This is a genomic window from Dactylosporangium sp. NPDC006015, assembly GCF_040614215.1.
GTDB lineage: Bacteria > Actinomycetota > Actinomycetes > Mycobacteriales > Micromonosporaceae > Dactylosporangium > Dactylosporangium maewongense.
Genome location: NZ_JBEXUD010000004.1, coordinates 326,332 through 351,616, shown reverse-complemented (window position 1 = coordinate 351,616; position 25,285 = coordinate 326,332). Strand labels below are relative to the sequence as shown.

Sequence of the window (25,285 nt, the reverse complement as noted above, 5' to 3'; positions counted from 1 at the left end):
AGATGCGCAACACCACACAACGGTTCCTGGCCCTGGCGGGCATGACGTTGGCCGCCGGTGCGGTCCTCGGCATGGGCGCCACCGCCGCTTCGGCCGCACCGTCCGCCGACAGCAACACCACCGCCGTCCAGCCCGGCCCCGGCGGCGGACCCGGCGGTGGACCCGGCGGGAACAACGGCGGCGGCAACAACCAGGGCGGGAACAACAACCCGGGCGGCAACAACGGCCCCGGCGGGAACAACAACGGCAACCACCACGGGCCCGGCGGCTGGGGCAACGGCAACAACAACGGCAGCTGGAACGGCAACTGGGACGGCCACCGCCGCGACAACCGGTGGGTCCGCTCCTGGGCCGTGAAGACCTACCCGAACAAGAAGGCCTGCAACTTCGCGGGCTGGATCGGCGAGGTCCGCGACCGCTGGGACGACAGCGACTGCTACCGGGTCGGCTCCAACGGCAAGTACCTGCTCGTCGCCCACGTCTACGGCGGCCGGCACCACCACCGCTGACCAGGCGGCACAACACGGCGGCACAACACGGCGGGCGGCACCCCATCACCCGGGGCGCCGCCCGCCGGCGTTTCCGCCCCGCCGCTCAGGCGGCGTGCGACCCCGGCTCTGGCAATCTGGGCCGCGTGCAAACGACAACGTACGAGGCGAGCGGTTCGCCGTCCGCGACCGTCGACATGTTGTGCGACCGGATCGACGAGACAGACCGTCCCATCCACGCCTTCGTCGCCGAGTCAGAGACAAGCGCCGCCCGGCGGGAACGCCTTCGCCGGGAGCTCCGCTCGATCCACGAGCGCTGGCCGGTCGCCGCGTCGCGACCGCCGCTGTTCGGCGTCCCGGTAGCGGTGAAGGACATCGTGCGCGTGGACGGACTGCCCACGCGAGGTGGCTCCGCGCTGCCCCCGGAGGTGTTCGAGGGCAGACAGGCAGGAGCCGTGGACCGGCTCCGGAACGCCGGAGCCCTGATCGCGGGAAAGACCGTGACGGCGGAGTTCGCCATGACCGCGCCGGGCCCGACACGCAATCCACACGCCCACGACCACACGCCCGGTGGCTCCAGCAGCGGGTCGGCAGCAGCTGTCGCAGCGAGCATGGTGCCGCTGGCCATCGGCACCCAGACGGTCGGGTCGATGATCCGTCCCGCGGCGTACTGCGGCGTCGTGGGGTTCAAACCGACCGCCCACCGGATCCCGATCGACGGCGTGATCGCCAACGCGCCGACCCTCGACACCATCGGGGTCTTCGCCGCGACGACCGCCGCGGCGGCGATCGCGGCAGCCGTGCTGTGCGATGGCTGGCAACCGGTGCGGGACGCCGAGGTGAAGCGCCCAGTGCTCGGCGTGCCCGACGGGCCCTACCTGGAGCAGGCCGGAACGGAGGCCCGTGCGGCATTCGAAGCGCAGGTGGCGGCCCTGTCGAACGCCGGGTTCCCCGTGCACTGCGTCCCCATGTTCGCGGACCTCGCACATGACGCTGAAGACCTGCACACGGTGAACCGCTATGAGGCCGCGCAGAGCCACGCTGCGTGGTTCCCCCGGTACGGGGCCCTCTACCGGCAGCAATCCGTGGCCACGGTCCGTCAAGGACAGGCGATCTCACGGGAGCAGTACGAGCGCGGGCTGCGACGACGGGAAGCCTTCCGGACCAGCCTGGCACAGACGACCGATGAGGCAGACGTCGATGTGTGGATCAGTCCCGCCGCCACCGGTCCCGCACCGCACGGTCTGGCCAGCACGGGCGGCTCTGTCATGTGCCTGCCATGGAGCTACGCCGGCTGGCCTTCCCTCTCCATCCCCGTTGGGCGGGCCGGGAACGGTCTGCCGCTCGGGTTGCAGTGTGTCAGCGTCGCAGGAAGCGACGAGCGGCTGCTGGACTGGTCACAGGCCATCGAAGCGCTGTTCGGCCCGGCGGACTGCTGACAGCCGATCGGTGGTGCTCGACGAGCGGGACCGGCAGCTCTTCCATCGCGGGCCATGGCGGCGTCTCAAGGGCCATCAGGGGCTGTCGCCGGTCCAACAGCGGCGGCACGACGGGTCCGCAGCAGCACCACGCCGAGCGCCGCGGCCGCCACGTGCCCCGCGGACAGCACCCCGACCAGCACCGCCGGCGGTGCGCCGGCCAGCAGCGTGAACGTCCCCGCGCCCGCCGACGCCGCCGTCAGCTTGATCCCCGCTCCCAGCGTGAACACCTGCGTCCGGGTCCCCGGCGGTGCCTCCCGCGACCGGACCTCCAACACCGACGACAGCAGCGGCCCGTCGAGCACACCCGTCACCGCGAACAGTCCGACCAGCACCGCCCACGGCGCCCCGGCCGCCACGCCGGCCGCCGCGCAGGCGAGCGCCAACCCGACCGCGACGAGGCACGCCAGCACCACCCGGTGCGCCGGCACCCACGCCGGGAACCGCGCCACCAGCAGCGACCCGCACAACGCCCCCACACCTAATGCTGTTACCAGCAATCCACCACCGGCCGGACGCCCGGCCGCCACCCCGAGCACCACCGCCACCGGCGTGATCATCCCCGCCGCGTAGGAGGCGACCGCGGTCGCCGCCGTCACCGCGAGCAGCGGGCGGCTGCGTACCATCGCCGCCAACCCGTCCCGGAGCCCCGGCTTCTCCTCACCGGAACGCACGCGGTGAGGGCCGGCGTCGCTCGCCTTGGGACCGTCCGCATCCGCACCGACCGGTGCCGCGTGCACTGTGGACGCGGGCTCCGTCAGTACAGACGCCGTGGCTGCGAGCTCCGTCGGTTCGGGCACGGTGGGCGCGGCGGTTGGGGTGACGGTCAGCAGCGCGCCCGCCGCGAGCAGGCACGCCGCCGACAGGGTCACCGCGGCGACCGGGACACCGAACGCCGCCACCAGCAACGCGCCCGCCGCCGGGCCCGCGATCTCCGCCACGTTGTACGTCGCCGCGTCCAGGCCACGGGCGTGCGAGCGGCGCGGTGCCGGTACCACATCATCGACACGACTCGACAGCCCGCCGAAGATCATCGGACCGCAGGTGCCGGCGACGACGGCCAACGCGAGGACGACCGGCAGCGGCGCCACGCCCGTGAGCAGCAGCACACCGCCGAGGGCCAGGCCGAACACCGCCGCGAACCCCGCGTGGACGAGCCGCGGGCGGCGGGCCCGGTCGGTGACGAGACCGACGACCGGGCCGGCGACGACGTGCGGGACCAGCAGCGCCGCGAGGACCGACGCGCCGGTCGCCGGGCCGCCGAAGTGCTGGACGGACGCGAGGAGCAGCACGACCGTGGCGCCCGCCTCGGCGGTCCGCGCCAGGACCGCGGCGGTGAGGAGCCGGGCGAGCACCGGGTGACGGTACCCGCCCAGGCATACGGCGGCAGTACCAGGCCGGACAGTGGCGAGACAGTGGCGAGACGACGGGCCAGGTGGTAGCCGGGGTGTGACGGGCGACGCACTCGCTGTCCTGCGCGCCGGGGCGTTCCGGTGCAGGATCGAATCATGGATGTTGCAGTGACGGACTGTGCCGGTGGTGTCGTACTCCTCACGCTGCGCGGGGCCCTGGACATCGACTCCGCCCCGCAGCTGCGTGAGGCGATGCACGGGGCGCTGGACCGCGGCAGGTTCCGGATCGTGGTGGACCTCGGCGACGTCGACTTCTGCGACTCGGTCGGGCTCGGCACGTTCGCGTACAGCCACAACCGGTGCGTCGCCGAGGGTGGTCACCTGCGGCTGGCGGCGCCGTCGCCGTTCCTGGCGCGGTTGCTGGACACGGTCGGCCTCACCGGCCGGATCCCGGTCCACGCAACGGTCAGCGACGCCCTGACCGCGGACCTGCCTGCCGGCCCGGCCGGGGACGCGGGGGCGGCTCCGTCCAGTGCCCCGGACGGGTGAGGGCCGCCGGGAGCCGGGTCGTGGCGTCACCGCGGGCGGCGTCCAGCTGCGACTGGATCAGGAACAGCGCCCGCCGCAGGTCCGCGCCGCGCAGGTCGGCGCCACGCAGATCCGCGCCGGTCACGTCCGCACCGCTCAGATCCGACCCGCGGAGGTCGGCGCCGACGGCGACGGCACCACGCAGGTCAGCGCCGCGCAGGTCGGTGCGGCGCAGGTCCTTGCCGACGAGGTGCCGGCCCTGGAACGGCTGTCGGCCACGCTGATGCTCGGCCCTGGCGAGCTCGCCGGCCCGGCGCAGCAACGGCACGACCCGGGTCCGGTGGGCGTCGACGTCGACGGCGGCGAGGTCGGCGGCCGGCAGGTCCGTGAGCTGGCGGATCGTGGTGAGGGCGGCGTCGAGGTCGGCGTGCACGGGCGCCGCGGCGGGCAGGTCCCGCGCCTCCGACAGGTACCACAGCAGCTCATGCAAATGGCGCATGGTCGCGAACACGTCGAACATGAGCGGCGCGGACCCCGGGTCCTGCCGCCAGTCACGGCCGGCGAACGTCACCTGCGCGACCTTCTGCCCGGCGCCGAAGCAGTCGTAGACGGTGCAGCCGGCGAACCCGCGCTGCCGCAGGTCGGTGTGGATGCCGCAGCCGAACGTGGCACCGAGGTTGGGGCAGGCGTGCCCGGCGGGTTTGTCGATCGCGAAGTCCACGGACCTGGCGAACGCCGGCGCGACGCAGCACAGCCCGAAACAGTTCGCGCAGTCCGCACGCAGAGCGCCCCGGCGGTCGTCGACCGCCGGGGCGTGCGTGCTATCCGGTGTGCTGATGCGGCTGTCGCTTACGCGGAACGGCCGCGGCGGTGGCGGACCTCTTCGAGGCGCTCGTTGAGGATGTCCTCGAGCTCCGCGATCGAGCGCCGCTCCAGCAGCATGTCCCAGTGGGTCCGCGGCGGCTTCGCCTTCTTCGCCTCCGGCTCGTTGCCGTCGACGAGCCGGGCGACACTACCGTCGAACTTGCACTCCCAGGTCATCGGGACCTCAGCGTCGACGGCGAACGGCACCTCGAACTGGTGCCCCTTGGCGCACAGGTATTCTCGGGTCTGACGCGGAGCCAGCTCGGTGTTGCGGTCGGACTCGTAGCTGACGGCTCCGAGACGGCTGCCGCGCAGCATGCGCTCGCCCATGGTCGGTCTTCCCCTTCGAATCGTGTTGCGCTTCGTTGTAACCAACGACACCAGGTGGTCTGACGATTCCCACTGCGGGCGGGCAGATTACACGACCTTCCGGGTCTGGCGGTAGTCCAGTCGCCGGGTCGGTACGGTTATTTTACGTTGGGTTTCAATGATCGACCAGTTTGGCGTCACCGTGGCGCGTCTCACCACCCGTAGTTTCGGCAGGTGACGTCACCGGTTGACGGGAACCGGTCAGTTGCGCCAGCGCGCCGCTGAGCGTCGCCAGCTGCGCCTCCAGCTGCTTCTGGGCGGTGACCTCGCGTTCCACGGCCCGGGCGAGCTGCCCGCGGAGGTCTTCGGCGCGGTCCCTCGCCCGGTCCAGTTCACCCTCGAGCCGGCGGATCTCACCCTGCGAGACGATGGTTTCCTCCTGCAGCCGCTCGGCGCGTTCGTGTGCCGAGTCGAGGCGCCGCCGTAGCCGGGTCGTTTCCTCGGCGCGGCTGTCGAGGGTCCGTTCGAGGGCCTCCCGGTCCCGGACGGCGGTCGCGGCGGCGGCGCGGGCCGTGTCCCGTTCCCGGTACGCCTCCGCGCGCAGCGCCGCCTCGGTCGCCGCTTCCCGGCGGGCGGTGTCACGTTCGACGGCGGCGACCCTGGCCGCGGCGTCGGCGTCGCGGGCGACCTGTTCCGCGGCCTCGACCTGCCGCGCCGCGGCGGCGTTGGCCTCCGCGACCTGCACCCTGGCCTCCTCGGCGGCGGCGCGGGCCGCTGCCGCGGCCTGTTCGGCGTCGCTCCTGGCGGCGGCGGTCTCCCGTCTGGCGTTTTCGGCGTCGGTACGGGCGGCGTCACGCTCGGCGTGCGCGGCGCTGACGGCGGCGTCGGCCTGGTCCTGGACCGTCTTCGCGTGCTGTCCGGCGGTGGTGGCGGCCGCCTGGGCGTGCTGCGCGGCGGCGCGGGCGTCGTCGCGTTCGGCGTGCGCGGTCAGGACCGTCGCGGCGGCGTCGGCTCTGGCCTGGGCGATCTGCCGTTCCACGCCGGTCGGGGACACCTCGGCGTGCAGGGCGTCCACGAGCGCCTCCACCACCTGGTCGAGGCGTTCGGCGACCTCGAACGCCCGCGCGACCTGCCCGCTCAGGCCGGGGGAGGAGCGGTGCCGCAGCCGGGCGTTGCGTGCCGCTTTCTGGCATGCGTTGTCGTTGTCGCGGCAGTACCGGAACGGCCGGCCGACCGAGTTGCGTTGCGGCACCGGCCGGTGACAGTGCGCGCAGGGCCGTTCTTCGGCGTCGAGCGCCTGCTCGTCCAGCGTTACGTTCCCCGTGTCGCCGGCTGGTTCCTGCACCGCTCTGCTCACGCGACCCTCCCCGGTCTCACCGCGCTGCGTTCGTACACCGATGAGCGTAGGGGTAGTCCAGAACTTCCCCGCTCGCAACACGCCGGATTACCGAATTGTTGTTACCGATAATTCGATAATTAGCCGCTGGAGGCGTACACCATAATCACCGTTATGTGCGCGACAGCGGTCGATGGGCGGGCGCGGGCAGTGGTTGTCGCGCCGGTTGGCTTGCGCGCCACTGGGGCGGCGCCTGCCCGTAATTCGCGGGCGTGGCTCGGGCTCGCTGGGTAGCCTCGTCGTCGTGGGTTCGCTGTTCCTCTAGTACGGGACACCGCGTTGAGGCTTTCTCCGCGGTGAGTCCCTTGCGCGCTCGCCGGCCACTGCGCCGGCCGCGCGAGGTCCCCGTCCATCCATGTGCCCGACAGCGGCACGTGTTCCGCGACGGCAGGTCCTGATCACCTGCGTGTCGCGGGGAGGAGTTCCCGTGACCCATTCCCCGAGTTCCCTGTCCCAGGTGCAGCCGGCGGCATCGCGGCCGCACCGGGTGTGCGCGATCCGCGGCGGGACCGTCCGGTTCGCCGAACGGGTCGTCCTGGCCGGGATCGACCTCGTGGTCGGTCCGGCCGAGCGGATCGCCGTGATCGGTGACAACGGCGCTGGCAAGTCGACGCTGCTGCGCGTGCTCGCCGGGACCGTGGAGCTGACCGCCGGCGAGCGGGCAGTCGAACTGCCCGGCGGTGCCGCGTTCGCCGAACAACAACCCCGGTTCCGGCCGGACGCGACCGTCACGCACGCACTCGACGACCTGCTCGCCGACATCCGTGCACTCGAGGCCGAGACCCAGCGGGCCGCCGAACGGCTGGCAGCGGCCGGCCCCGGCGAGCGGGACGAACTGCTCGAGCAGCTCAGCGCCGCCGTCGACCGGTTCGAGGCCCGCGACGGGTACCAGCTCGACCAGCGGGTGGACGCGGGCCTTGACCGGCTGGGGCTCGGCGGCCTCGACCGGTCCCGGCCCGTGCACACGCTCTCCGGCGGCGAACGGGCCCGGCTCGCGCTCGCCGCCGCGCTGGCGTCCGAGGCGGAGCTGCTGCTGCTCGACGAGCCGACCAACGACCTCGACGACGCCGGCATCGCCTGGCTGGAGGACCGCCTGGACGCGCACCGCGGCGCGCTGGTGGTCGTCACCCACGATCGCGCGCTGCTGGACCGGCTCGCGACCGACATCGTGCACGTCGAGGACGGTGCGCTGCGCCGATACGGCGACGGCTACGCCGGATACCTCACCGCACGTGCGAGCGAACGACGCCGGCTCCTCGACGAGTACGAGGCATGGCGGCAGGACCTCGCCCGTCAGCAGGCAATCGTCGCCGCCAACGCGTTCCGGCTCGACGCGATACCGCGGAAGGCGGAACGTGCGGTCTTCGGCCACGGCGCGTTCCGGGCCCGCGGCCGGGACCACGGCGCGATGGGACGGATCCGGATGGCGAAGGAGCGGCTCGCGCGGCTGCGCGGCGACCCCGCACCACGGCCCGCCGACCCGCTCCGGTTCACACCCGCCTTCACCTCCATTCCGACCTCCACCTTGACCTCCACCGCGGCCTTCAACGGACCGGCCGCCGCGTCCGCCGGTGCCGCCGAGGAGAAGGCCGTGCTGATCCGGGCGGACGGTGTCCGCCTGGACGACGGCGGGCCGAGGCTGCGGCTGGACGCGCTCGCGGTGGCGCCCGGCGACCGGCTGCTGATCTCCGGACCCAACGGCGCCGGGAAGACCACGCTGCTGAACGTCCTGGCGGGCGAGCTCACACCACAGTGGGGGACCGTCTGGCGGCGAACCGGCATCCGCGTCGCCTGGCTGCGGCAGGACGTCACAACCGGTACACCGGCGACGCTCCTCGACGCGTTCGCCGCCGCCACCGGCGCCTACCGGGACGACGCCGCCGACACACTGCTGCGGCTCGGCCTGTTCCACCCCGACGACCTGCACCGGCAGGTGGCGCACCTGTCGGTCGGACAGCGCCGACGCCTCGAGGTCGCGGTCGCCGTCACCCGCCCCAGCGACGTGCTCCTGCTCGACGAACCCACCAACCACCTCGCCCCCGAACTCCTCGAACAGTTGGAGGACGCATTGCGTGACTACCCCGGCGCCGTGCTCACCGTCACCCACGACCGGCGGTGGCGCGAACGGGCAGGGACCTCGGCCACGACACGACAGATCCACGTCGCACCCGGCGGCCTGGTCGGACCGGCCGGCCCCCCGCCCGCATAGGGTGGGCGGCGTGGCGCTGCGACTTGTCCAGGTGAACCTCAAAGCCCGCGACGACGCGGCGCTCGGCCGGTTCTGGGCGGCGGCACTCGGCTGGGTGGCCCGCGGCGGGCACGGCGCGACCAGCGCCGCACCCAAAGGGTTCGACTGGACCGACCCCGACGCGCCCGTGTGCGTCGACGCCATCGCCGTCCCGGACCCCTCGACGGTGCACTACCGCGCGCACCTCGAACTCGCCACCACCTCCGGTGCCCATTACCTGCAACTGGTCGCACGCCTGCAGGAAATCGGTGCGACGCTCGCCGACGTGGGGCAGGGCGACGGCCGGCGGACGGTGCTGGCGGACCCGGAAGGCAACGAGTTCTGCGTCCTGGAGCCTCGGGAGCTGTACCGGGGCACCGGGCCGATCGGCGCGGTCGCCGTCGACTGCGCCGACCCGCAGATCATGGCTCGCTTCTGGGGCGAGGCGACGGGCTGGACCGTGCACGAGACGACCAGCGACCGTGCGCTGCTGCGATCGGCGAACGGCACCGGACCGTTCCTGGAGTTCGCTCGCACACCCCACCTGCCAGGCGCACGGCACCGGGCGCACCTCGACGTCGTGCCGAACCGCGGCGACACCCAGCAGGCGGAGGTGGCCCGCCTGCTGGGCCTGGGCGCCTCTCCCGCGGACGTCGGGCAGCGCGATGTCTCGTGGGTCGTTCTCACCGACCCGGAAGGCAACGAGTTCTGCGTCCTCGCCCCCGCGTGACGTTCAGCTCACACCCGTGGCCCCGGGGACGTAGTGGGCGAGGTACGCGAGCAGCTCCGGGTCGAGGTCACCGGCGCGGCGCTGCTCATCGATCGCGGTAGCGAGCCGCGCCTCGATCAGGAACCGGTAGGCGAACAGCTCCACTGTCGGCGCGCACCAGTACACGGTGTCGCGTCCGTAGTGCGGCCCTGGTTCATAGGTGAAGTCGTCGGCGGAGCACACCACGCAGCTGCCGCCGTCGCGGTGCAGGTACAGGTACCACACGATGCAGCTCTGCTGGTCACGGAAGAACAGGACCATCCGGTCATCCGGATGCACGGGGCTTGGCAGCGGCCCGGTCACGTCGGTCCAGCAGGCGTGGTGCCCTTCGCGGTCCAGGAGGCGGTGCAGGTTCGCGCGGGTGATGAGCGCGACGAAGTCCGCCGGCAGCGTCAGCCCGTCCGTGGCCAGGTCCGCCGCGATCGGGTCGGTCACCGCGGTGCGGTAATCCAGCGGGTCGCCGGGGTCGCCGAACCAGGAGAAGTCGCCGGTGAACGACGCCTCGTCCACCCGCGGCAGCGTGTGCAGCGGGTACGCCTGGAAATGGGCGAAGATCCGCTCTCGCCTGTCGTACGGTCGGTACGGGCCGAGACCGACCCCCGGCCAGAACGCCTCAAGACGCACCGCGGCCGCCCCGGCGCCGACCTGACGGAACCCGTCGTCCACGTCGCCGGCCGGCTGTCCGGTGTCGTCCGCGGCGCGGATGGGGCGGGGAACGACCCGCCCGGTCCGCTGCGGCAGCTCCGGCAACCGCAGGTCCGGAAGGCCGAGCTCATCGGGCGGGCTGACGTGGCCCGGCACGTCCCGGGGGAGCGGCAGGGGAGTGATGTCGACGAAGACGTCACCGACGTCGCGCCGCTGCACCGGCCACCGCGCGTCGATGGCGCGAGCCGCCGCCGTACACGCCGGGCACTCGCCGGGGCGGCCGCCCCACATGCCGAACTGGGAACCCGTCATGTCCGGCCGTTCGATCCCGCACAGCGTGGCGCGGAACAACCCGTACGCATGCCGGCGCGGGTCGGCCAGCATGTCCGTGCACGCCGCCTCCCACCGCAGATCCCACCGCTGGTAGATCGCCCGCGACACCTCGCCATCCACGTGTCCGAGTCGGGTGTCCGCGTGGCACCACGTGCACACCCACGTCTCGCGGAACCACCGCGACGGCGGGAGATCCCACCGCACCATCTCCCGATCACACGCATGACAGAGCACGGCGGGATTCTGCCATCACAAACCGAAGCCAACGGGATAACCGGCGGCGGCCTGCGCGGGCCGGTGGGATCATGCGCGGATGAGGTCGAGGCTGCGGAAACTGCACATCGACGACCGGGAGTACACGTGGACGGCGCAGATCCGCGCCGCGTCCGGCCCGGACGGCCGGCAGCACCGGTGCATCCGCATCCGCGTGTGGGGCGCCGGCCGGACCGGCTGCGCGCTGCAGGCCGACCTGGCCGTTCGACGTCAACCGGTCGCCGCCGACGAGGACGCGTACCCGTACCCTGCCGCGGCCGACGTCCGGACCCTCATCGAATACGGATTGCGTGCAGGCTGGAAACCGCAATCCCGCGGGGGCACCTTCCAGGTCACGTCGGCCGCTGACGTGGCGCTGCCCGGGTTCGTCGTCACCGACGTGGCGTGGGCCGGCGAACGACACCGGTGACCTGCCGGGAAACGCGGTGCCGGTGGCCGGCCGGGCGACCTATGCTCGTCCATCGCCGCCGTCTGACATCGAGGAGCCGCCGATGCCCCACGTGACGCTCCACGCTCTCGAAACCGACCTCGCCGGGCGAGAGGCCGGCCTCATCAGGGAACTCACCGACGCCGTCGTGTCCGTGTACGGCGAATGGGCCCGGCCGTCGGTCGACGTCAGGCTCATCGGCATCCCGGCCGGGCGGTGGGCCCGCGGCGGAGTGCCGGTCGCCTCTGCCGCGCCGTCGGTCACCTTCGGCATGCGTGAGGAGGTGTTCGCCCGGCCGGACGCCGCCGGTGTCGTCGCGCGGCTCGTCTCGGCGTTCACCGATGCCGTCACCGCCGTGTTCGGCGACGACTGCCGCGACGAGGTGCTGGTCGAACTCGTCGGCCAGCCCACGTCCCGGTCGGGTCTCGGCGGCAAGGTGATCAGCGGCGGGTAGCGCGTGCACGCCCCGCCGGATGCCTGCCGCTGTGCTCGTGCCGAGCCGCCGGGCACGAGCACAGCGGGTCGCGTCACGCGACGGCGGTCCCCTCCAGTTCGACGAGCTGACCCGGGATCGCGAGCCGGGTCACGCCGAGCATCGTCGTGGCAGGCGCGACCTTCGCGGCGCCGAGCCGGGACGCGAGGACGCCGTAGTGCGGGAACAGCAGGTCGACGTCGGTCGTGTACACGTTCAGCCGGACCAGGTTCTCCAGGGACATGCCGGCCTCGGCGAGGACGGCCTCCAGGTTGTCGAGGCTCAACGCCAGCTGCGCGGCCATGTCACCGTCGTGCATGGGACGGCCGTCGGCGCTCATCGCGGTCTGCCCGGAGCAGTACAGGGTGCGGGTCTCCCCGGAGACGAGCTCACCCTGGTTGAATCCCATGTCGAGCGACCAGGCGACCGGGTTGACCGCCGTTCGTTGCAATGCCACATCTGCTCCATTCGGATCGGGTGGACGGGCGGGCCGTCCGTGGTGATGAGCCTGCCAACGAATCACGACATCCTGTGTCGTGTATTGCAGGAAGGTTCCCGGATGCGCGCCGACCGGCTGGTTTCGCTGGTGCTGCTGCTCCGCCAGCGCGGGCGGCTGTCCGCCGCGACCCTCGCCCGTGAGCTGGAGGTGTCGACCCGCACCGTCCTGCGCGACATCGAGGCGCTGTCCGCGGCCGGTGTCCCCGTGTACGCCGAACGCGGCCGGCACGGCGGGTTCATGCTGCTGCCCGGTTTCCAGACGGAGCTGACCGGCCTGAACCACGACGAGGCGCTCGCCCTGCTGGTCGCCGGTTCCCGCAGCGGCGCGCAGGCGTTCGGGCTCGGGTCGGCGCTCGCCTCCGCGATGCGCAAGGTCGTGGACGCGCTGCCGGAGAGCTACCGGACCACCGCGGCGGGCGCGGTCCAGCGGCTGCTGATCGACCCGGAGACCGACCTCCTCGCGCGCCGGCAGGTCGGCGAGGAGGTCCCCGACGCGGTCATGGCCGAGGTGCGCCGAGCGGTCCTCGCCGGCCACAAGCTGCGCATCCACTACGCGCCGGTCCGCCAGAGCCCGACGTGGCGCACCGTCGACCCGGTCGGCCTCGTCACGGTCCGCGACCAGGGATACCTGCTGGCCACGAGATCCGGCGAGGACCGCACCTACCGGCTGTCCCGGATCGTGGCCGCCGAGGAGCTCGACGAGCCTGCCGAGCGGCCCGACCGCATCGACCTGGACCGTGCCTGGCAGGAACGCAGCACCCGGTTCCGGACCGGCGGCGACCAGGTCACCGTCCTGGTCCGGCTGCACCCCGCCCGCCGGGAGGACCTGGCCGGCACCGTCCTGGCCGTCCTCGCCGAAACCACCGACGAGGACGGCTGGCTGCGGATGGAGGTCACGTTCCAGGACGGCCGGCACGCCGAATGGGCGCTGTGGCAACTCGCCACGAACGCCGAAGCCCTGACCCCGCGATGGCTGCGCACGTCCCTGCGCGACCGCGCCGCCGCCATCGCCGCCCGCTACGCGGAACCAGCCTGACCGGGACGCGACGCCGCGCCCCGCCGCCGGGCAGGCCCGGTCTCGTCGTCCCTGCGCCACGCCACCAGAGGTCGCTTCCGTGGACGCTGAGACCCACGCCAAGGCGTCCCGGCCGAGAATTGTCGAATGCGGCACCCGACAATGCGGCTCCGGCAACCGGACGACCTCGACACCTGCATCGAGATGCTCAGGGCCGTGCACGAGACCGACGGATACCCGCTGCGCTGGCCGGCGGACCCGCGCCGCTGGCTCAACCCGCCGCACCTGCTCCAGGCCTGGCTCGCCGAAGACCCCACCGGTGCCATCGTCGGCCACGTCGCCGTCCGGTACCTGCACGACGGCGGCGGTGACGTTGCCGCGCACACCGGACGGGCGGACCTGTCCCGGCTGTACGTCGCCCCAGGGGCACGCCGCCGCGGCGTCGCCGGGGCGCTGGTTGCCTGCGTGGTGTCGTGGGCGGCCCGGCACGGCCACGTGCTGACGCTCGACGTCACCGAGGAACGGCGGTCCGCGGCCACGGCCTTCTACGAGGCGACCGGCTGGCGGCACCTCACCACGACGGACGCGGACTGGGTCGCCGACGACGGCAGCCCGGTCAGACTGCGCCGCTACGTCCTGGACCCGGCACCGCGGACCCGAATGTAGATTCCGGCAATGGATCTTTCGATGTTGCAGGCACGGGCCGCTGAGATCGCCGCCATGTACGACGAGCACAACACCGCCGCGGGGCGGGGTGCGTGGACGACAGGTGACCTGGCGCTGGGGTTCGTCGGGGATGTCGGGGACCTCGCCAAACTGGTCATGGCGGTGGACGGGCGGCGGGAGATCCCGGACGCCCGGGACCGGCTCGGGCATGAGCTGGCGGACTGCCTGTGGTCGGTGCTCGTGCTCGCCGACCGGTACGGCGTCGACCTGGTCGCGGAGTTCGGGCGGATGACCGACGGGATCGAGCGGCACCTGACCTGACCACCCGGCGGGCGGCAAACGATCCGGGCGCGGAAACAAAGAAAGGCAAGGAGAAACGCTCCCTGCCACTTCTAACGTATATCGCACCCCGGGGCTTGCGGCAAGACCACGGGCGTGCGGCAGAATGCTCCATTCGTGGCGAATGGGGGATTTCATGCGTGACGTGATCATCGCCGGGGGTGGGCCGACGGGGCTGATGCTCGCCGCCGAGCTGCGGCTGCACGGCGTCGACGTGATGGTGCTGGAGAAGGAGCCGCAGCCCGCCGCGTACGTGAAAGCGCTCGGGCTGCACGTGCGCAGCATCGAGCTCATGGAGCAGCGGGGACTGCTGGAACGGTTTCTCGACAACGGGCGGCGGTCCCCGGTCGGCGGGTTCTTCGCCGGGATCACGAAACCGGCGCCGGCGTTGGACACCGCCCACGGGTACGTCCTCGGCATCCCGCAGCCGGTGACCGAACGGCTCCTCGCCGAGCACGCCACGGACCTCGGCGCCGACATCAGACGCGGCCGTGAGGTCGTCGGGCTCGCGCAGGACCCGGACGGGGTGACCGTCGACCTCGCCGACGGCACCCGGCACACGGCACGGTTCCTGGTCGGATGCGACGGCGGGCGCAGCACCGTCCGCAGGTTGTCAGGTATCGCGTTCCCCGGCGAGCCGAGCCGCGCCGACACGCTGCTCGGCGAGATGGAGGTGACCGCGGCGCCGGAGACGGTGACCAGCATCGTCGCCGAGATCCGTAAGACGCAGCTGCGGTTCGGGCTCGGACGGTCCGGTGACAGCGGCCCGTACCGGGTCGTGGTGCCCGCGGACGGGGTCGCCGAGGACCGCGGCGTGCCGCCGACATTGGAGGATTTCCGGAAACAGTTGCAGGTATTCGCCGGCACCGACTTCGGGGTGCACTCGCCGCGGTGGCTGTCGCGGTTCGGTGACGGCACCCGGCACGCCGAGCAGTACCGGGCCGGGCGGGTGTTCCTCGCCGGCGACGCCGCGCACGTCCACCCGCCGCTCGGCGGGCAGGGGCTGAACCTCGGCATCCAGGACGCGGTCAACCTCGGCTGGAAACTCGCCGCGGCCGTCGGCGGGTGGGCGCCGGACGGGCTGCTCGACACGTACCACGCGGAGCGGCACCCGGTCGCCGAGGACGTGCTGGACAACGTCCGGGCGCAGACGGAGCTGCTGCGCACGGAGCCGGGCCCGCAGGCGGTGCGCCGGCTGCTGGCGGAGCTGATGAGCTTCGAGGAGGTCAACCGGCACCTCATCGAGAAGATCACCGCGATCTCCGTCCGGTACGACCTGGGCGGCGGCCACGATCTCGTCGGCCGGCGGCTGCGGGACGTCCCGCTCAAGCAGGGCCGCCTGTACCAGCTGATGCATGCCGGCAGGGGACTGCTGCTCGACCAGGCGGGCCGGCTGTCGGCCGGGGGCTGGGCGGACCGCGTCGACCGCGTCGTCGACGTCAGCGACGACCTCGACGTGCCGGCGGTGCTGCTGCGCCCCGACGGGTACGTCGCGTGGGCCGGCGACGGCCAGACGGACCTCGACATCCGCCTCGGGACGTGGTTCGGGGCGGCCACCTGACCAGCAGGATCCCACCTCGGCGTCCACCCGCGCTGCCGTGCAGGACCGCGCCAGGATCGGCGCAGCACCGCATAAGATCCATGCCCATGACGGGGACACTCCTGGTGACAGGCGCGACCGGTTCGCTCGGGCGGCGCGTGTACGAGCAGGCCACCGCCGGCGGATGGACCGTCACCGGCACCTGGTTCGCGAACCGGGCCCGCGGCGGCGACGTGCGCCTCGACATCCGCGACCGGCCGGCGATCGGCGCGCTGCTGCGCGACACCCGCCCCGACGTCATCATCCACACGGCCGCGGGACGGGACCGCGGTGACTGGGCGTCCATCGCCGACGGCGCCGCCAACGTCGCGGTCGCCGCCGCCGGCGCCGGCATCCGGCTCGTGCACATGTCCAGCGACGCCGTGTTCTCCGGCCGGGAGATCCACTACGACGAAACCGCATTACCGGACCCGACATACCGGTACGGCGCGGCGAAGGCCGCCGCCGAGACCGCCGTCGCCGCGATCCACCCGGACGCGGTGCTGGTCCGGACCTCGACGATCCTCGGCGACGGCCGCGGCGCGCACGAGGTCCTCACCCACGACCTGGCGTCCGGGCGGGTGCAGGGGGCGCTGTTCACCGACGAGATCCGGATGCCGGTCCACGTCGACGACCTCGCCGCCGCGCTGCTCGAGGTCGCCGCCGGCAGCCACTGCGGCGTGCTCAACATCGCCGGTCCGCAGCCGATCAGCCGGCACGAGCTCGGCCTGCTCGTCGCCGCCCGCGACGGCCTGGACCCCGCGACGATACCGGCCGCCCGCAGCAGGGACCTGTTCCCGAACCGGCCGCTGGACGTGCGGCTCACCAGCGCTCTCGCCGAGTCGATGCTGCGGGTCAGGCTGCGACCGGCCGGCGAGTTCATGGCCGGGCCTGCTACCGTCGCCGGTGACCGACCCGACCCGAGGAGGTGAGACCCGTGCACGTGGTGACAGGACGGGTGCTCCCTTCCCCGATGGTCGAACGGCTCACCTGACCCAGGTGACCGGCCGGGGCGCCCGCGACACGGCATCCCGGAAGGCAGCACACCTGTGCGGTACATCTCCAGCACGACCGCCGACGGCATCTGCGGCAGGCAGTTCGTCCTCGGCGACATCCCCGGCACCCTGTGGACCCCGGCCGGCGGGGGCGGCGGCCCGCTGATCCTCATCGGGCACGGCGGACGCCAGCACAAGGCCGCACCCGCCGTCGTCGCCGGCGCGCGCCGGTTCGTGACTGGGCTCGGCGCGACCGTCGCCGCGATCGACGCGCCCGGGCACGGCGACCGGCCCCCGATCACCCCACCGTGGCACGGCCGCCGGCCGAGCCTGCCGGAGGTCGTCGCGTTCAACTCGGCGCTCGCGGCGCTCGCCGTGCCCGACTGGCAGGCCGTCATCGACGCGCTGCCGGACGGGCCCGTCGGGTACTGGGGAACGTCCCTCGGCGCCGGGATCGGCATCCCGCTGGCCGCGGCCGAACCCCGCATCGGCGCCGCCGTCCTCGGTCTCGCCGCCGGCCCGCTCGACGCGGCGGCGGAGGTGACGGTGCCGGTGGAGTTCCTGCTGCAGTGGCACGACGAGCTCGTGCCCCGCGAGCAGGCGCTCGCGTTGTTCGACGCGCTCGGGTCCGCGGACAAGACGCTGCACGCGAACCCCGGCGGGCACGGAGACGTCCCGGCGTTCGAGCACGACAGCTCAGTGCGGTTCTTCGCCCGGCACCTCGGCGACCCGCGCGTGTAGGTGCATGTCGTGCCAGCCGTCGGTGTGGCGGGCCTCGCCGCGTTTCGTGCCCTCAAGCGCGTACCCGGCGCGGCCCGCGACCCGGCACGACGGCACGTTCGCCGTCGAGTGGCAGACCTCGACCCGGTGCAGGCCGAGCGTCCCGAACGACCACCCGGTCAGCGCCGCCAGGGCCCGCCCCGCGACGCCCCGGCCACAGGCGGACGGCAGCACCCAGTACGACACCTCCGCCAGCCCTTCGGCGAGGTCGATCGTGCGGAGACTGATCTGCCCGGCGACCCGGCCGCCGGCGGTGACGGCCCAGCCGGCGCCGGTCTCCGCCCGCCAGCGCGCCGGCCAGCGGGCGATCCAGTCGCGGGCCTCCGCGGCATTCATCGACCGGCAGTGCCAGCGCTGGATGTCAGGATCGGAGTAGGCTTCGACCACCGCGTCCACGTCGGCGGGCAGCCACGGCCGCAACCGCAGGCCGTCGCCGTCCAGCACCGGCTGAACGGATGCGGCGAGGGTCCCTACCGGCAGTGCCGGTGTCACGAGCGACGGCATGCCGCCGACGGTAATTGACGGCAATACGGAAATCGAAAATCGGTAACGACGCCGCCCGGCGGCATCCATCAGCGTAGCGCCGTCGCGGGGCCGGTGACGTCGTCGGACAGAGCGGCGTCGTCAGGCGGTCCCTGGGGGGACGCAGCCGTCGGTGACGCTGGCCTCGGCGGCGGCGATCACCGCGTCGAGACGGTCCCGGGTGGCGGTGAGACCGGCGACCTGCGCGTCGATCCGGCTCCGCTCCTCCGCCAGCAGCCGCAGGGTTTCCGGGGTCGCGTGGCCGGTGTACACGCACGGCAGCAGGTCCAGGATGCGGCGGCTGGACAGGCCCGCCGCGTACAGCTGCTGCACCAGCATCACCCGGTCGACGGCGCCGTCCGGGTAGTGGCGCTGCCCGGACGGGCTGCGGTCCGCGCCCAGCAGGCCCTGCTCCTCGTAGTAGCGCAGCGCCCGCACGCTGACGCCCGCCCTCGTCGCGAGCTCCCCGATCCGCACCTGCGACCCTCCTCACGCCCAGCACACTTGCCTCTGACGTCAACGTCAGGTTCTAGCGTAACCGGCATGGACATCAACGGATCGGTCGCGCTCGTCACGGGCGCCAACCGCGGCCTCGGCCGGCACTTCGCCCAGGAGCTGCTCAACCGCGGCGCGACCGTGTACGCCACCGCACGCGACCCACGCACCGTCGACCTCCCCGGCGTGCGGGTGCTGCGGCTGGACGTCACGGACCCCGGCAGCATCGAGGAAGCCGCCGGCGTCGCGAAGGACGTGACACTTCTGGTGAACAACGCGGGCGTCGCGACGTACACCAACCTCCTCGGCAGCCCGCTCGACGCCGTCCGCCTGGAGATGGAGACGCACTACTTCGGGACGCTGCAGGTGATCCGGGCGTTCGCGCCGGTCCTCGCGGCGAACGGCGGCGGCGCGATCCTCAACGTCCTGTCGCTGCTGTCATGGGCGAATTACGACGGCGCGAATTCCTACAGCGCCGCGAAGGCCGCCCAGTGGAGCCTGACCAACGGGGTGCGGCTCGAGCTGGCGAAGCAGGGCACCCACGTCACCGGCGTGCACCTGGGCGCCGCCGACACCGACATGATGGCCGGCTGGGACGTGCCGAAGCTCGACCCCGCGTTCGTCGCCGCGACCGCCCTCGACGGCGTCGCCAGAGGCTGGACCGAGGTGCTGGTGGACGACGCGAGCCGCGCGGCGAAGGCCGCACTCACCACCTGACGGCGCGAGCGACGCGCTCACCACCTCAGGACGCGAGAAGACGTGACCTACGCGGCGCAGGCCCCGGTCACCGCCTGCGGTTGTGGTAGCGGTCCAGGACGTCGAGGGCGTCCTGGACCTGCCCGCGCCGCAGCAGCAGCTCCGCCAGCAACGTCGCCGGCGCAAGCCCGGACGGGTCCGACAGCGCCGCGATCGCCTCGTCCTCACGGCCCTGCCCGGCGAGCAGCTCACCGAGCCGCGCCCGCACCGACGGCAGGTCATGGTCGGGGCAGGCCCGCAGGGCGGCGACCGCCTCGGGCACCCGGCCACGCTCGACGAGCAGCTCCACCCGGATCATGAGCAGATCCACGTCGTGCGTGTCCTCCAGCAACGCCAGGGCCGCGTCCGGGGCGATCCCGCCAAGGGCGTGCAGGGCGCACTCGGGATCGTCGCCGCGGGTGGCGAGCTCGGTCAGGATCGCGACCGCCTCCTCGATCCGGCCGTTGCGGCTGTACAGCTGAGCCAGCGGCACCCCGTCGAACGGTTTGAGCACGTCAGCGGCCCCCTCGACGTCACCCTGCCGCTCCAGCACCTCGGCCAGCCACATCGTGAGGCGGCCGTCGCGGTAGCCGCGGCAGGCGACGTCGGCCGCCCAGTCCCGCAGGTCACCGGCCCGGCCGTGCCGGTGCAGCAGCCGCCCCGCCTGATCCAGCACGTACGGGGCGTGCGGCCGCAGCACCGCGACCGCCTCATCCACCGCGTCCCGCCGCTCCAGCTCCGCCGCGACCACCCCCGCCACGTGCGCCGAACCGCCGGCCAGCGGCTCCAGGACCGCGAACGCCTCGCCGCCGCGACCCGCCGCGGCCGCCACCTCGAACAGAGCGGCGGCCACCCCCGCCTCGCCCAGCCGCGGTACCAACAGCGCGAACACCTCCTCGACGCGGCCCTGCGCACCGAGCAGCGCCGCGACCTCCCGCGCCACCCGGTGATCGTCCACCCAGGGGGTGAGCAGCGCCAACGCCTCACCGGTCCGCCCCCGCCCGTGCAGGGCGGCGGCGCGGGCCCGCAGCACCGGCAACCATCCCGCGTCGGTGAACCGGTCCAGCGCGGCGTCGTCCGGGTCGTGCTCGGCGAGCACCTGCGCGCAGCCCTCGTCGCCCGCGGCGGCCCGGACCCGGAGGATCCCGGCGTGCCCGAGCCCGGCGAGCCGCCGCGCGATGCCGACAGGGACCCGCCGGTCACGGATGAACCGCGCATGCACGTCCATCCCGGCAACATATCGGCACCGGCCACTGTCCCGTGTCCCCGCCACGGCACCGCCGACGTGTTGGCCACCGCTTGTCCAGTCGTCTCGTGCCGCCGGTGTACGTGGGGCGCCGGCGCTCCTGGTCAGGCGCTCACCAGCGAGACGGCCAGCGCCGCCATGACGACGGCGATCGCGGCGTCGACGACCCGCCACGCCGCCGGGCGGGCCAGCAGCGGCGCCAGCCGGCGGGCACCGAAACCGAGTGCGGTGAACCACAGCAGGCTCGCGGCCGCCGCACCAGCGCCGAACGCCCACCGGTCCTGATGCTGGTGCGCGACGGTGCCGAGCAGGACCACCGTGTCGAGGTACACGTGCGGATTGAGAAACGTGAACGCCAGGCACGCCAGCAGCGTCGCCGGCGGATGGTCCAGCGGGGTCAACGCGGCCGGTCGCAGCGCCCGGCGGGCGGCGAGGACCGCGTAACCGAGCAGGAACGCGGCACCCGCCCACCGCACGACCGTCAGGACGGCCGGCGCGCCGGCCACGACGACGCCGAGACCCGCGATCCCGGCGCTCATCAGGGTCGCGTCGGCGGCCGCGCAGATCGCCACGACCGGGCCGACGTGCTCGCGGCGCAGCCCCTGCCGCAGCACGAACGCGTTCTGCGCGCCGATGGCGACGATCAGCCCGAGCGAGAAACCGAACCCGGCCAGCGCGGAACCCACGCCGGTCAACGGATGCGCGCCGCCCGCCGCTCGGTGGCGGTGATGTAGCCGCGCAGCGCGTCCCGCGACCGGGACAGCGCGTCGATGTGCCCGTCGAGCCCGTGCAGCCTGGCGCGGAGCGTGTCCAGCAGCTCCGGGCACGGTTCGAGCTCGGGCACGGCACCGGAAGCGCACGGCAGCAGCGCCCGGATCTCCTGCGTCGACAGCCCGGCCTCCAGCAGGTGACGGATCTGCGCGACGGTCACCACCGCGTCGTCGGCGTAGTCGCGGTAGCCGCTCGCGGCCCGGCCCGGCTCCAGGAGGCCCTGCGCCTCGTAGTAGCGCAGCTGGTGCGCGTGCACGCCGGTGCGCCGGCTCAGCTCCCCGATCAGCATGAGCGCCCCCGCTTGACCTTCGACCGGTGTGAACGTTGACGATTCTGTCATGACGTTCGACCCGCACGACCTGCTCGCCGCCAGCCGGCTCGGGGTCCTGGCCACCATCAAGGCCGACGGCCGCCCGCAACTGTCCCCGGTCATGCCGTTCTACGACCGCGCCGCCGGGGTCATCCTCGTGTCGATGACACAGGGCCGGGCGAAGACCGCGAACCTGCGCCGCGACCCACGGGCGACGCTGGAGGTCACCGGCGCCGACGGCAGGTCGTGGGCGACCGCCGAGGGCATCGCCACCCTCACCGGCCCCGGCACCGACCCGCACGGCCCCGAGGTCGAGGCCCTCGTCGACTACTACCGCCGCGCCGCCGGCGAACACCCCGACTGGGACGAGTACCGTACGGTGATGGTCTCCGACCGCCGGGTGCTGATGTCGATGACCGTCGACCACGTGTACGGCGCCGACCTCGCCTGACCCGACGCCGCTGTCACACCCGCAGCCCCCGTGCCTGCCGGTGTCGGCAGCCGGACCGCGGTAGCGTGACCGTGCGTGACCGGGTCGGGCCGGTCGAACCGGCGGTGGGGCCCGCCGACCCCGAACCGGGTGAATCGCGACGACGCCAACGGTCCCTGCAGACAGCTGACGCATGCCTGCAGGGAGGGCCGCCGCGATGCAAGACCCCACAACCAGCCCCGTCGACCCCGACGTCGACCTCCACGTGCCCGCCGAGCTACGCCCGCACGCGCTGCCGGTCCTCGCCGCGATCAGCACCGGGGGAACGCTCGGCTCCGCCGCCCGCTTCGGCCTCAGCGCCGCCTGGCCGCACCGCTCGGACGGGTTCCCGTGAGCCATCTTCGTGATCAACGTGTCCGGGTGCTCTGCTCATCGGCGTACTCATGGTCATCGTCACCGAGGTCGCCACCCGGCAACGGCTGCTGCGGGCGTTCCTTGGCGTCGGGGTGCTCGGCGGGTACACGACCTTCTCCACCTACGTCGTGGACATCCACCGGGCCGCGGTCGCCGCGCGGCCCGGCATCGGCCTGCTGTACCTCGCGGTCACCGTGCTCGGGGCGCTCCTTGCCGAATGTGCCGCCACCGCCACCATCAGCTGGCTCGTCCGGCGGGCCACGGGTGCGGTCCGGTGACGCTGCTGCTGGTCCTGCTCGGCGCCGCGGTCGGCGCGCCGCTGCGCTATCTCACCGACCGGACCGTGCAGTCCCGCAACGACTCCATCTTCCCGCAGGCCTCGGCGCCGCCTATCTCGGCGCGCTCGCCGCCGCGTTCTCGTGAGCCACACCCACGTACCGGCGCCGGACGTGGACCTGATCCGCCGCGACCTGGCAGGCTGGGTGGGGTGAACCTCGACGACCTGCCGACGTTGGCGGTGGCATCGGCGGCCGCGTTCGGTCTGGCGCTGCTGTCGGCGGTGGCCGGGTTCGGCGGCGGAGTCCTGCTGCTGCCCGTGTTCACGGCACTGTTCGGACTCCGCGTCGCGGTTCCGATGCTGACGTTGACGCAGGTGTCGAGCAACGCCTTCCGAGGGTGGCTGAACCGCCGGGAGCTGCACTGGCGGCTGATCGGCTGGTTCGCTCTGGGTGCGGTGCCACTGGCGGTCGCCGGCGGGCTGCTGCTGGCGCACGCGCCGCTCGGCCCGCTGAAACGGCTGCTGGGCGTGTTTCTCATCGGCGTCGTTGTCTGGCGGCGCCGCAACCCGCGGCCGCGCAAGCCCGCCGAGCAAAGCTTCGCCGTGGTCGGGGCGGCCTCCGGCCTGGGCTCGGCGCTGCTCGGCTCCGTCGGGCCGCTGACCGCCCCGCTCTTCCTCGCCTACGGGCTGACCCGCGCGGCGTACATCGGCACCGAGGCCGTCAGCGCGCTGACGATGCACCTGTCGAAGATCGCCGCGTACGGCACCGGTGATCTGATCACGAGCCGGGTGCTGCTGTTCGGGGCGGCGCTCACACCGGCCACCCTGGCCGGCGCCTGGGTCGGCAGGAAGATCGTCGGGCGGACCAGCGACCGCGTGTTCGTCGTCCTGGTCGAGGCCGGTCTGGTCGCTGCCGGTGTGCTGTTCCTGCTCGGTCTGTGACGCCGCCGATCCCCGCACGCCCCCGAGGCCCTCGTCGACCGCCACGGCCGCGCCGCTCGCGAACAACCCCGACTGGGACGAGTACCGTACGGTGATGGTCTCCGACCGCCGGGTGCTGATGTCGATGACCGTCGACCACGTGTACGGCGCCGACCTCGCCTGACGGCCTTTGCGGATTACCGGAAACCGTAATCCGAAAATTCCCGGCAGGTCACACCACCCGTGTTCGCGGCAGCGGTCGTCCGCTGCACCGGCCCGGCGAGGGCGTCTGCATGTTGACCGGTCATGCGGCGGGCGGGGTCAGAAGGCGAAGGAGTTGAACGGCTCCGGGTCGGTGCGGAAGAGCCGGCCGAGGGCGGGGACGGCGCCGTCGTGGTGGGGACGGATGTGGCCGGCGGCGGCCAGCAGCGCCGCGGACATGCCGCCGAGGTACAGGGAACCGAGCGCCTGGACGGTCAGCGTCAGGTCGGGCCGGGTCCGGGTGGGGGTGCAGGTCGCGCCGTCGGGGGTCGCCGACAGCCGCCACGTGCCGGTGTTGCGGGGGCACATCGGGTCGGCGTCGACGGCGATCGTGAGGTCGGCGGTGGTGTCGTACGACCGTGCGGTGAGCGCCGCCGGCAGGTCGAGGACGCGCAGCCACAGGTTGTCGGACTGGCGGGTGACCCGCAGGGCGCGCGGGTTGCGCAGCATCCACCGCAGCGGCTCGTCGGCGGGCCGGGTCGGGGCGGTGACGCGCCGGGTGAGGTCGAAGTCGGTCAGCAGCATCCACATCGCCCGGTACGCGTCCACGGAAGCCGCCTGCAGCGCGTCGACGACGAGGGTGCCGGTGTGCTCGACGAGCGGCGTCCACGGCAGCCGGAAGTTCGCGACGCCGTCGACGTCTCCCTGTGGGCAGCGGTGGATGAGGTACCGGGTGGGGCCGTCCGGGCCGGTGGCGTCGTCGCTGAGCCCGTTCCACTTGCCGGGCACCGGTCGCAGCTCGCCGACCTGCCGGCGGCGGGCCTCCTCGTGGACGCGGGGCCACGCCTGCCGGGCGGTCGCGGCGTCGACGAGCTCCAGTGACCCCACGGGCGGGTCCGCGTCGGCGAACGCGGCCTCGGCGCGGTCCAGGTCCCAGCGGGTCCGCCGGGTCGCGGGCGCGAACCCGTACCGGCCGTAGATGCCGCCCTCGCTGGCGCTCAACGCGGCGAGCGGCTCGCCCCGGTCGAGGGCCTCGTCGAACATCGCCTGCATCATGCCGCGCAGCAGGCCCCGCCGCCGGTGGGTCGCGATCACCGCGGTCGCGGTCACCCCGCCGAACGGCACCTCGCGCAGGCCGGGGACGGTGATCGCCAGCGACAGCATCGCCGAGCCGCCCACGACCTTGCCGCCGTCGAACGCGGCCTGCGGGTGGAAGTGCCCGGCCGTGACGACCTCCTCGACCCAGCGGGCCACCTGTTCCGGTGTCGCCGGCCGGTTCGGCGGCGGCCACGCCTCGGGCCCGCCGTGCCACGCCGCCGGCGCCGGCTCCCAGTGCGGCAGCCCGTTGACGTACGGCAGCACGCGCAGGTACTCGGGCGCCTCGTCCCGCGTGACGGGCCTGATCTCGATCGTCATAGATCCGATCCTGCGGAGCCGCTCCGGCCGCCGCAACGCAAAAACGGCTCACAGCCTGCGGTGCGGGTCGAAGAGGAAGGCGGCGACGGCGCGAAACAACAGCGGTATGGGGGT

Annotated in this window: 31 protein-coding genes and 1 pseudogene; 20 read left to right on the top strand and 12 right to left on the bottom strand. The window is 73.2% G+C overall.

What is annotated here, in order from left to right:
* Nucleotides 1-2: 2 nt before the first annotated feature.
* Together ABZ321_RS10175 and ABZ321_RS10170 are read left to right on the top strand one after the other, a co-directional pair.
* Nucleotides 3-509: a hypothetical protein gene (locus tag ABZ321_RS10175; RefSeq protein ID WP_344504925.1), complete on the top strand. Its 507-nt coding sequence runs from the start codon at nucleotides 3-5 to the stop codon at nucleotides 507-509.
* 179 nt (nucleotides 510-688) lie between these two features.
* Complete coding sequence (locus ABZ321_RS10170) at nucleotides 689-1,927, top strand: amidase (RefSeq protein WP_354890728.1); 1,239 nt, start codon at nucleotides 689-691, stop codon at nucleotides 1,925-1,927.
* Between the two features lie 65 nt (nucleotides 1,928-1,992).
* Here the strand turns inward: ABZ321_RS10170 and ABZ321_RS10165 are convergent, their stop codons facing one another.
* On the bottom strand, nucleotides 1,993-3,321 hold the full coding sequence (locus ABZ321_RS10165) for an MFS transporter (RefSeq protein WP_354890727.1): 1,329 nt from the start codon (nucleotides 3,319-3,321) through the stop codon (nucleotides 1,993-1,995).
* A 153-nt stretch (nucleotides 3,322-3,474) separates the two neighbouring features.
* Here ABZ321_RS10165 and ABZ321_RS10160 point away from each other — a divergent pair, with 153 nt between their 5' ends.
* On the top strand, nucleotides 3,475-3,867 hold the full coding sequence (locus ABZ321_RS10160; protein ID WP_354890726.1) for an STAS domain-containing protein: 393 nt from the start codon (nucleotides 3,475-3,477) through the stop codon (nucleotides 3,865-3,867).
* Here the strand turns inward: ABZ321_RS10160 and ABZ321_RS10155 are convergent.
* The 3 genes from ABZ321_RS10155 to ABZ321_RS10145 form a co-directional block, all read right to left on the bottom strand.
* On the bottom strand, nucleotides 3,785-4,630 hold the full coding sequence (locus ABZ321_RS10155) for a pentapeptide repeat-containing protein (protein WP_354890796.1): 846 nt from the start codon (nucleotides 4,628-4,630) through the stop codon (nucleotides 3,785-3,787). The genes ABZ321_RS10160 and ABZ321_RS10155 overlap by 83 nt on opposite strands.
* A 65-nt stretch (nucleotides 4,631-4,695) precedes the next feature.
* A complete protein-coding gene (locus tag ABZ321_RS10150) occupies nucleotides 4,696-5,040 on the bottom strand; it encodes an RNA polymerase-binding protein RbpA (protein ID WP_033364323.1) in 345 nt (114 codons plus the stop codon).
* Between the two features lie 154 nt (nucleotides 5,041-5,194).
* On the bottom strand, nucleotides 5,195-6,376 hold the full coding sequence (locus tag ABZ321_RS10145) for a hypothetical protein (RefSeq protein WP_354890725.1): 1,182 nt from the start codon (nucleotides 6,374-6,376) through the stop codon (nucleotides 5,195-5,197).
* A gap of 466 nt (nucleotides 6,377-6,842) precedes the next feature.
* Here ABZ321_RS10145 and ABZ321_RS10140 point away from each other — a divergent pair, with 466 nt between their 5' ends.
* Together ABZ321_RS10140 and ABZ321_RS10135 are read left to right on the top strand one after the other, a co-directional pair.
* Complete coding sequence (locus ABZ321_RS10140) at nucleotides 6,843-8,624, top strand: ATP-binding cassette domain-containing protein (protein ID WP_354890724.1); 1,782 nt, start codon at nucleotides 6,843-6,845, stop codon at nucleotides 8,622-8,624.
* 10 nt (nucleotides 8,625-8,634) lie between these two features.
* A complete protein-coding gene (locus tag ABZ321_RS10135; RefSeq protein ID WP_354890723.1) occupies nucleotides 8,635-9,372 on the top strand; it encodes a VOC family protein in 738 nt (245 codons plus the stop codon).
* Between the two features lie 3 nt (nucleotides 9,373-9,375).
* Here ABZ321_RS10135 and ABZ321_RS10130 read toward each other — a convergent pair whose 3' ends face one another.
* Nucleotides 9,376-10,497, bottom strand: coding sequence for a hypothetical protein (locus tag ABZ321_RS10130; protein WP_354890722.1), 1,122 nt, complete (start codon nucleotides 10,495-10,497; stop codon nucleotides 9,376-9,378).
* 205 nt (nucleotides 10,498-10,702) lie between these two features.
* On the opposite strand from ABZ321_RS10130, the gene ABZ321_RS10125 reads away from it, so the two are divergent.
* Both ABZ321_RS10125 and ABZ321_RS10120 read left to right on the top strand, forming a co-directional pair.
* Nucleotides 10,703-11,071, top strand: a complete 369-nt coding sequence (locus ABZ321_RS10125) for an integrase (protein WP_354890721.1) — start codon at nucleotides 10,703-10,705, stop codon at nucleotides 11,069-11,071.
* Between the two features lie 82 nt (nucleotides 11,072-11,153).
* Entirely contained in the window at nucleotides 11,154-11,543 is a 390-nt protein-coding gene (locus ABZ321_RS10120; protein WP_354890720.1) for a hypothetical protein, read from the top strand.
* A 73-nt stretch (nucleotides 11,544-11,616) separates the two neighbouring features.
* Here the strand turns inward: ABZ321_RS10120 and ABZ321_RS10115 are convergent, their stop codons facing one another.
* The gene (locus ABZ321_RS10115) at nucleotides 11,617-12,012 is read right to left on the bottom strand and encodes a RidA family protein (protein ID WP_354890795.1); all 396 of its coding nucleotides are present in this window, start codon (nucleotides 12,010-12,012) and stop codon (nucleotides 11,617-11,619) included.
* A 108-nt stretch (nucleotides 12,013-12,120) separates the two neighbouring features.
* Here ABZ321_RS10115 and ABZ321_RS10110 point away from each other — a divergent pair, with 108 nt between their 5' ends.
* The 6 genes from ABZ321_RS10110 (at nucleotide 12,121) to ABZ321_RS10085 (ending at nucleotide 17,394) form a co-directional block, all read left to right on the top strand.
* Nucleotides 12,121-13,095, top strand: a complete 975-nt coding sequence (locus ABZ321_RS10110) for a WYL domain-containing protein (RefSeq protein ID WP_354890719.1) — start codon at nucleotides 12,121-12,123, stop codon at nucleotides 13,093-13,095.
* A 126-nt stretch (nucleotides 13,096-13,221) separates the two neighbouring features.
* Entirely contained in the window at nucleotides 13,222-13,740 is a 519-nt protein-coding gene (locus ABZ321_RS10105) for a GNAT family N-acetyltransferase (RefSeq protein ID WP_354890718.1), read from the top strand.
* 21 nt (nucleotides 13,741-13,761) lie between these two features.
* The gene (locus ABZ321_RS10100; RefSeq protein WP_344504912.1) at nucleotides 13,762-14,061 is read left to right on the top strand and encodes a nucleotide pyrophosphohydrolase; all 300 of its coding nucleotides are present in this window, start codon (nucleotides 13,762-13,764) and stop codon (nucleotides 14,059-14,061) included.
* Between the two features lie 154 nt (nucleotides 14,062-14,215).
* Complete coding sequence (gene rox / locus ABZ321_RS10095; RefSeq protein WP_354890717.1) at nucleotides 14,216-15,640, top strand: rifampin monooxygenase; 1,425 nt, start codon at nucleotides 14,216-14,218, stop codon at nucleotides 15,638-15,640.
* An 86-nt stretch (nucleotides 15,641-15,726) separates the two neighbouring features.
* Nucleotides 15,727-16,590 (top strand): sugar nucleotide-binding protein, encoded by an 864-nt coding sequence (locus tag ABZ321_RS10090; RefSeq protein WP_354890716.1) that lies wholly within the window; start codon nucleotides 15,727-15,729, stop codon nucleotides 16,588-16,590.
* Between the two features lie 117 nt (nucleotides 16,591-16,707).
* Nucleotides 16,708-17,394 carry an alpha/beta hydrolase gene (locus ABZ321_RS10085; RefSeq protein ID WP_354890715.1) on the top strand — a complete coding sequence of 229 codons (687 nt, stop codon included), beginning with the start codon at nucleotides 16,708-16,710 and terminating at the stop codon, nucleotides 17,392-17,394.
* Here the strand turns inward: ABZ321_RS10085 and ABZ321_RS10080 are convergent.
* Together ABZ321_RS10080 and ABZ321_RS10075 are read right to left on the bottom strand one after the other, a co-directional pair.
* A complete protein-coding gene (locus tag ABZ321_RS10080; RefSeq protein WP_354890714.1) occupies nucleotides 17,350-17,937 on the bottom strand; it encodes a GNAT family N-acetyltransferase in 588 nt (195 codons plus the stop codon). The two genes, ABZ321_RS10085 and ABZ321_RS10080, sit on opposite strands and share 45 nt — an antisense overlap.
* Nucleotides 17,938-18,057: 120 nt before the next feature.
* Nucleotides 18,058-18,432: a MerR family transcriptional regulator gene (locus ABZ321_RS10075; protein ID WP_354890713.1), complete on the bottom strand. Its 375-nt coding sequence runs from the start codon at nucleotides 18,430-18,432 to the stop codon at nucleotides 18,058-18,060.
* Between the two features lie 66 nt (nucleotides 18,433-18,498).
* Here ABZ321_RS10075 and ABZ321_RS10070 point away from each other — a divergent pair, with 66 nt between their 5' ends.
* A complete protein-coding gene (locus ABZ321_RS10070) occupies nucleotides 18,499-19,167 on the top strand; it encodes an SDR family oxidoreductase (protein ID WP_354890712.1) in 669 nt (222 codons plus the stop codon).
* Between the two features lie 67 nt (nucleotides 19,168-19,234).
* Here the strand turns inward: ABZ321_RS10070 and ABZ321_RS10065 are convergent, their stop codons facing one another.
* The 3 genes from ABZ321_RS10065 to ABZ321_RS10055 form a co-directional block, all read right to left on the bottom strand.
* Complete coding sequence (locus ABZ321_RS10065; protein ID WP_354890711.1) at nucleotides 19,235-20,413, bottom strand: hypothetical protein; 1,179 nt, start codon at nucleotides 20,411-20,413, stop codon at nucleotides 19,235-19,237.
* Between the two features lie 122 nt (nucleotides 20,414-20,535).
* The gene (locus ABZ321_RS10060) at nucleotides 20,536-21,117 is read right to left on the bottom strand and encodes a LysE/ArgO family amino acid transporter (protein ID WP_354890710.1); all 582 of its coding nucleotides are present in this window, start codon (nucleotides 21,115-21,117) and stop codon (nucleotides 20,536-20,538) included.
* 5 nt (nucleotides 21,118-21,122) lie between these two features.
* A complete protein-coding gene (locus tag ABZ321_RS10055; RefSeq protein ID WP_344504902.1) occupies nucleotides 21,123-21,491 on the bottom strand; it encodes a MerR family transcriptional regulator in 369 nt (122 codons plus the stop codon).
* Between the two features lie 49 nt (nucleotides 21,492-21,540).
* Between ABZ321_RS10055 and ABZ321_RS10050 the strand changes: the two genes are divergently transcribed.
* The 6 genes and pseudogenes from ABZ321_RS10050 (at nucleotide 21,541) to ABZ321_RS10025 (ending at nucleotide 23,738) form a co-directional block, all read left to right on the top strand.
* Nucleotides 21,541-21,963, top strand: a complete 423-nt coding sequence (locus ABZ321_RS10050) for a PPOX class F420-dependent oxidoreductase (protein ID WP_354890708.1) — start codon at nucleotides 21,541-21,543, stop codon at nucleotides 21,961-21,963.
* Between the two features lie 196 nt (nucleotides 21,964-22,159).
* Nucleotides 22,160-22,336 (top strand): hypothetical protein, encoded by a 177-nt coding sequence (locus ABZ321_RS10045; RefSeq protein WP_354890706.1) that lies wholly within the window; start codon nucleotides 22,160-22,162, stop codon nucleotides 22,334-22,336.
* A 49-nt stretch (nucleotides 22,337-22,385) separates the two neighbouring features.
* Nucleotides 22,386-22,634 carry a CrcB family protein gene (locus ABZ321_RS10040; RefSeq protein ID WP_344504899.1) on the top strand — a complete coding sequence of 83 codons (249 nt, stop codon included), beginning with the start codon at nucleotides 22,386-22,388 and terminating at the stop codon, nucleotides 22,632-22,634.
* Nucleotides 22,631-22,729: pseudogene (locus tag ABZ321_RS10035) on the top strand (fluoride efflux transporter CrcB); the annotation flags it as partial. The gene ABZ321_RS10040 and the pseudogene ABZ321_RS10035, both read left to right, overlap by 4 nt.
* Before the next feature lie 114 nt (nucleotides 22,730-22,843).
* The gene (locus tag ABZ321_RS10030; protein ID WP_354890794.1) at nucleotides 22,844-23,575 is read left to right on the top strand and encodes a sulfite exporter TauE/SafE family protein; all 732 of its coding nucleotides are present in this window, start codon (nucleotides 22,844-22,846) and stop codon (nucleotides 23,573-23,575) included.
* Nucleotides 23,550-23,738 (top strand): hypothetical protein, encoded by a 189-nt coding sequence (locus tag ABZ321_RS10025; RefSeq protein WP_344504898.1) that lies wholly within the window; start codon nucleotides 23,550-23,552, stop codon nucleotides 23,736-23,738. The genes ABZ321_RS10030 and ABZ321_RS10025 overlap by 26 nt, the downstream gene beginning before the upstream one ends.
* A 137-nt stretch (nucleotides 23,739-23,875) precedes the next feature.
* On the opposite strand, the gene ABZ321_RS10020 is transcribed toward ABZ321_RS10025, so the two are convergent.
* Nucleotides 23,876-25,171: a GNAT family N-acetyltransferase gene (locus ABZ321_RS10020; protein ID WP_354890704.1), complete on the bottom strand. Its 1,296-nt coding sequence runs from the start codon at nucleotides 25,169-25,171 to the stop codon at nucleotides 23,876-23,878.
* Nucleotides 25,172-25,285: the final 114 nt, after the last annotated feature.

What these genes read in the sequence shown, in the direction of transcription:
- ABZ321_RS10150 (WP_033364323.1), bottom strand. Translation starts at nt 5,040, where the DNA reads ATGGGCGAGCGCATGCTGCGCGGCAGCCGTCTCGGAGCCGTCAGCTAC.
- ABZ321_RS10090 (WP_354890716.1), top strand. Translation starts at nt 15,727, where the DNA reads ATGACGGGGACACTCCTGGTGACAGGCGCGACCGGTTCGCTCGGGCGG.
- ABZ321_RS10105 (WP_354890718.1), top strand. Translation starts at nt 13,222, where the DNA reads ATGCGGCACCCGACAATGCGGCTCCGGCAACCGGACGACCTCGACACC.
- ABZ321_RS10110 (WP_354890719.1), top strand. Translation starts at nt 12,121, where the DNA reads ATGCGCGCCGACCGGCTGGTTTCGCTGGTGCTGCTGCTCCGCCAGCGC.
- ABZ321_RS10050 (WP_354890708.1), top strand. Translation starts at nt 21,541, where the DNA reads ATGACGTTCGACCCGCACGACCTGCTCGCCGCCAGCCGGCTCGGGGTC.
- ABZ321_RS10055 (WP_344504902.1), bottom strand. Translation starts at nt 21,491, where the DNA reads ATGCTGATCGGGGAGCTGAGCCGGCGCACCGGCGTGCACGCGCACCAG.
- ABZ321_RS10175 (WP_344504925.1), top strand. Translation starts at nt 3, where the DNA reads ATGCGCAACACCACACAACGGTTCCTGGCCCTGGCGGGCATGACGTTG.
- ABZ321_RS10020 (WP_354890704.1), bottom strand. Translation starts at nt 25,171, where the DNA reads ATGACGATCGAGATCAGGCCCGTCACGCGGGACGAGGCGCCCGAGTAC.
- ABZ321_RS10160 (WP_354890726.1), top strand. Translation starts at nt 3,475, where the DNA reads ATGGATGTTGCAGTGACGGACTGTGCCGGTGGTGTCGTACTCCTCACG.
- ABZ321_RS10065 (WP_354890711.1), bottom strand. Translation starts at nt 20,413, where the DNA reads ATGGACGTGCATGCGCGGTTCATCCGTGACCGGCGGGTCCCTGTCGGC.
- rox (WP_354890717.1), top strand. Translation starts at nt 14,216, where the DNA reads ATGCGTGACGTGATCATCGCCGGGGGTGGGCCGACGGGGCTGATGCTC.
- ABZ321_RS10040 (WP_344504899.1), top strand. Translation starts at nt 22,386, where the DNA reads ATGGTCATCGTCACCGAGGTCGCCACCCGGCAACGGCTGCTGCGGGCG.
- ABZ321_RS10080 (WP_354890714.1), bottom strand. Translation starts at nt 17,937, where the DNA reads ATGCCGTCGCTCGTGACACCGGCACTGCCGGTAGGGACCCTCGCCGCA.
- ABZ321_RS10100 (WP_344504912.1), top strand. Translation starts at nt 13,762, where the DNA reads ATGTTGCAGGCACGGGCCGCTGAGATCGCCGCCATGTACGACGAGCAC.
- ABZ321_RS10120 (WP_354890720.1), top strand. Translation starts at nt 11,154, where the DNA reads ATGCCCCACGTGACGCTCCACGCTCTCGAAACCGACCTCGCCGGGCGA.
- ABZ321_RS10125 (WP_354890721.1), top strand. Translation starts at nt 10,703, where the DNA reads ATGAGGTCGAGGCTGCGGAAACTGCACATCGACGACCGGGAGTACACG.
- ABZ321_RS10070 (WP_354890712.1), top strand. Translation starts at nt 18,499, where the DNA reads ATGGACATCAACGGATCGGTCGCGCTCGTCACGGGCGCCAACCGCGGC.
- ABZ321_RS10045 (WP_354890706.1), top strand. Translation starts at nt 22,160, where the DNA reads ATGCAAGACCCCACAACCAGCCCCGTCGACCCCGACGTCGACCTCCAC.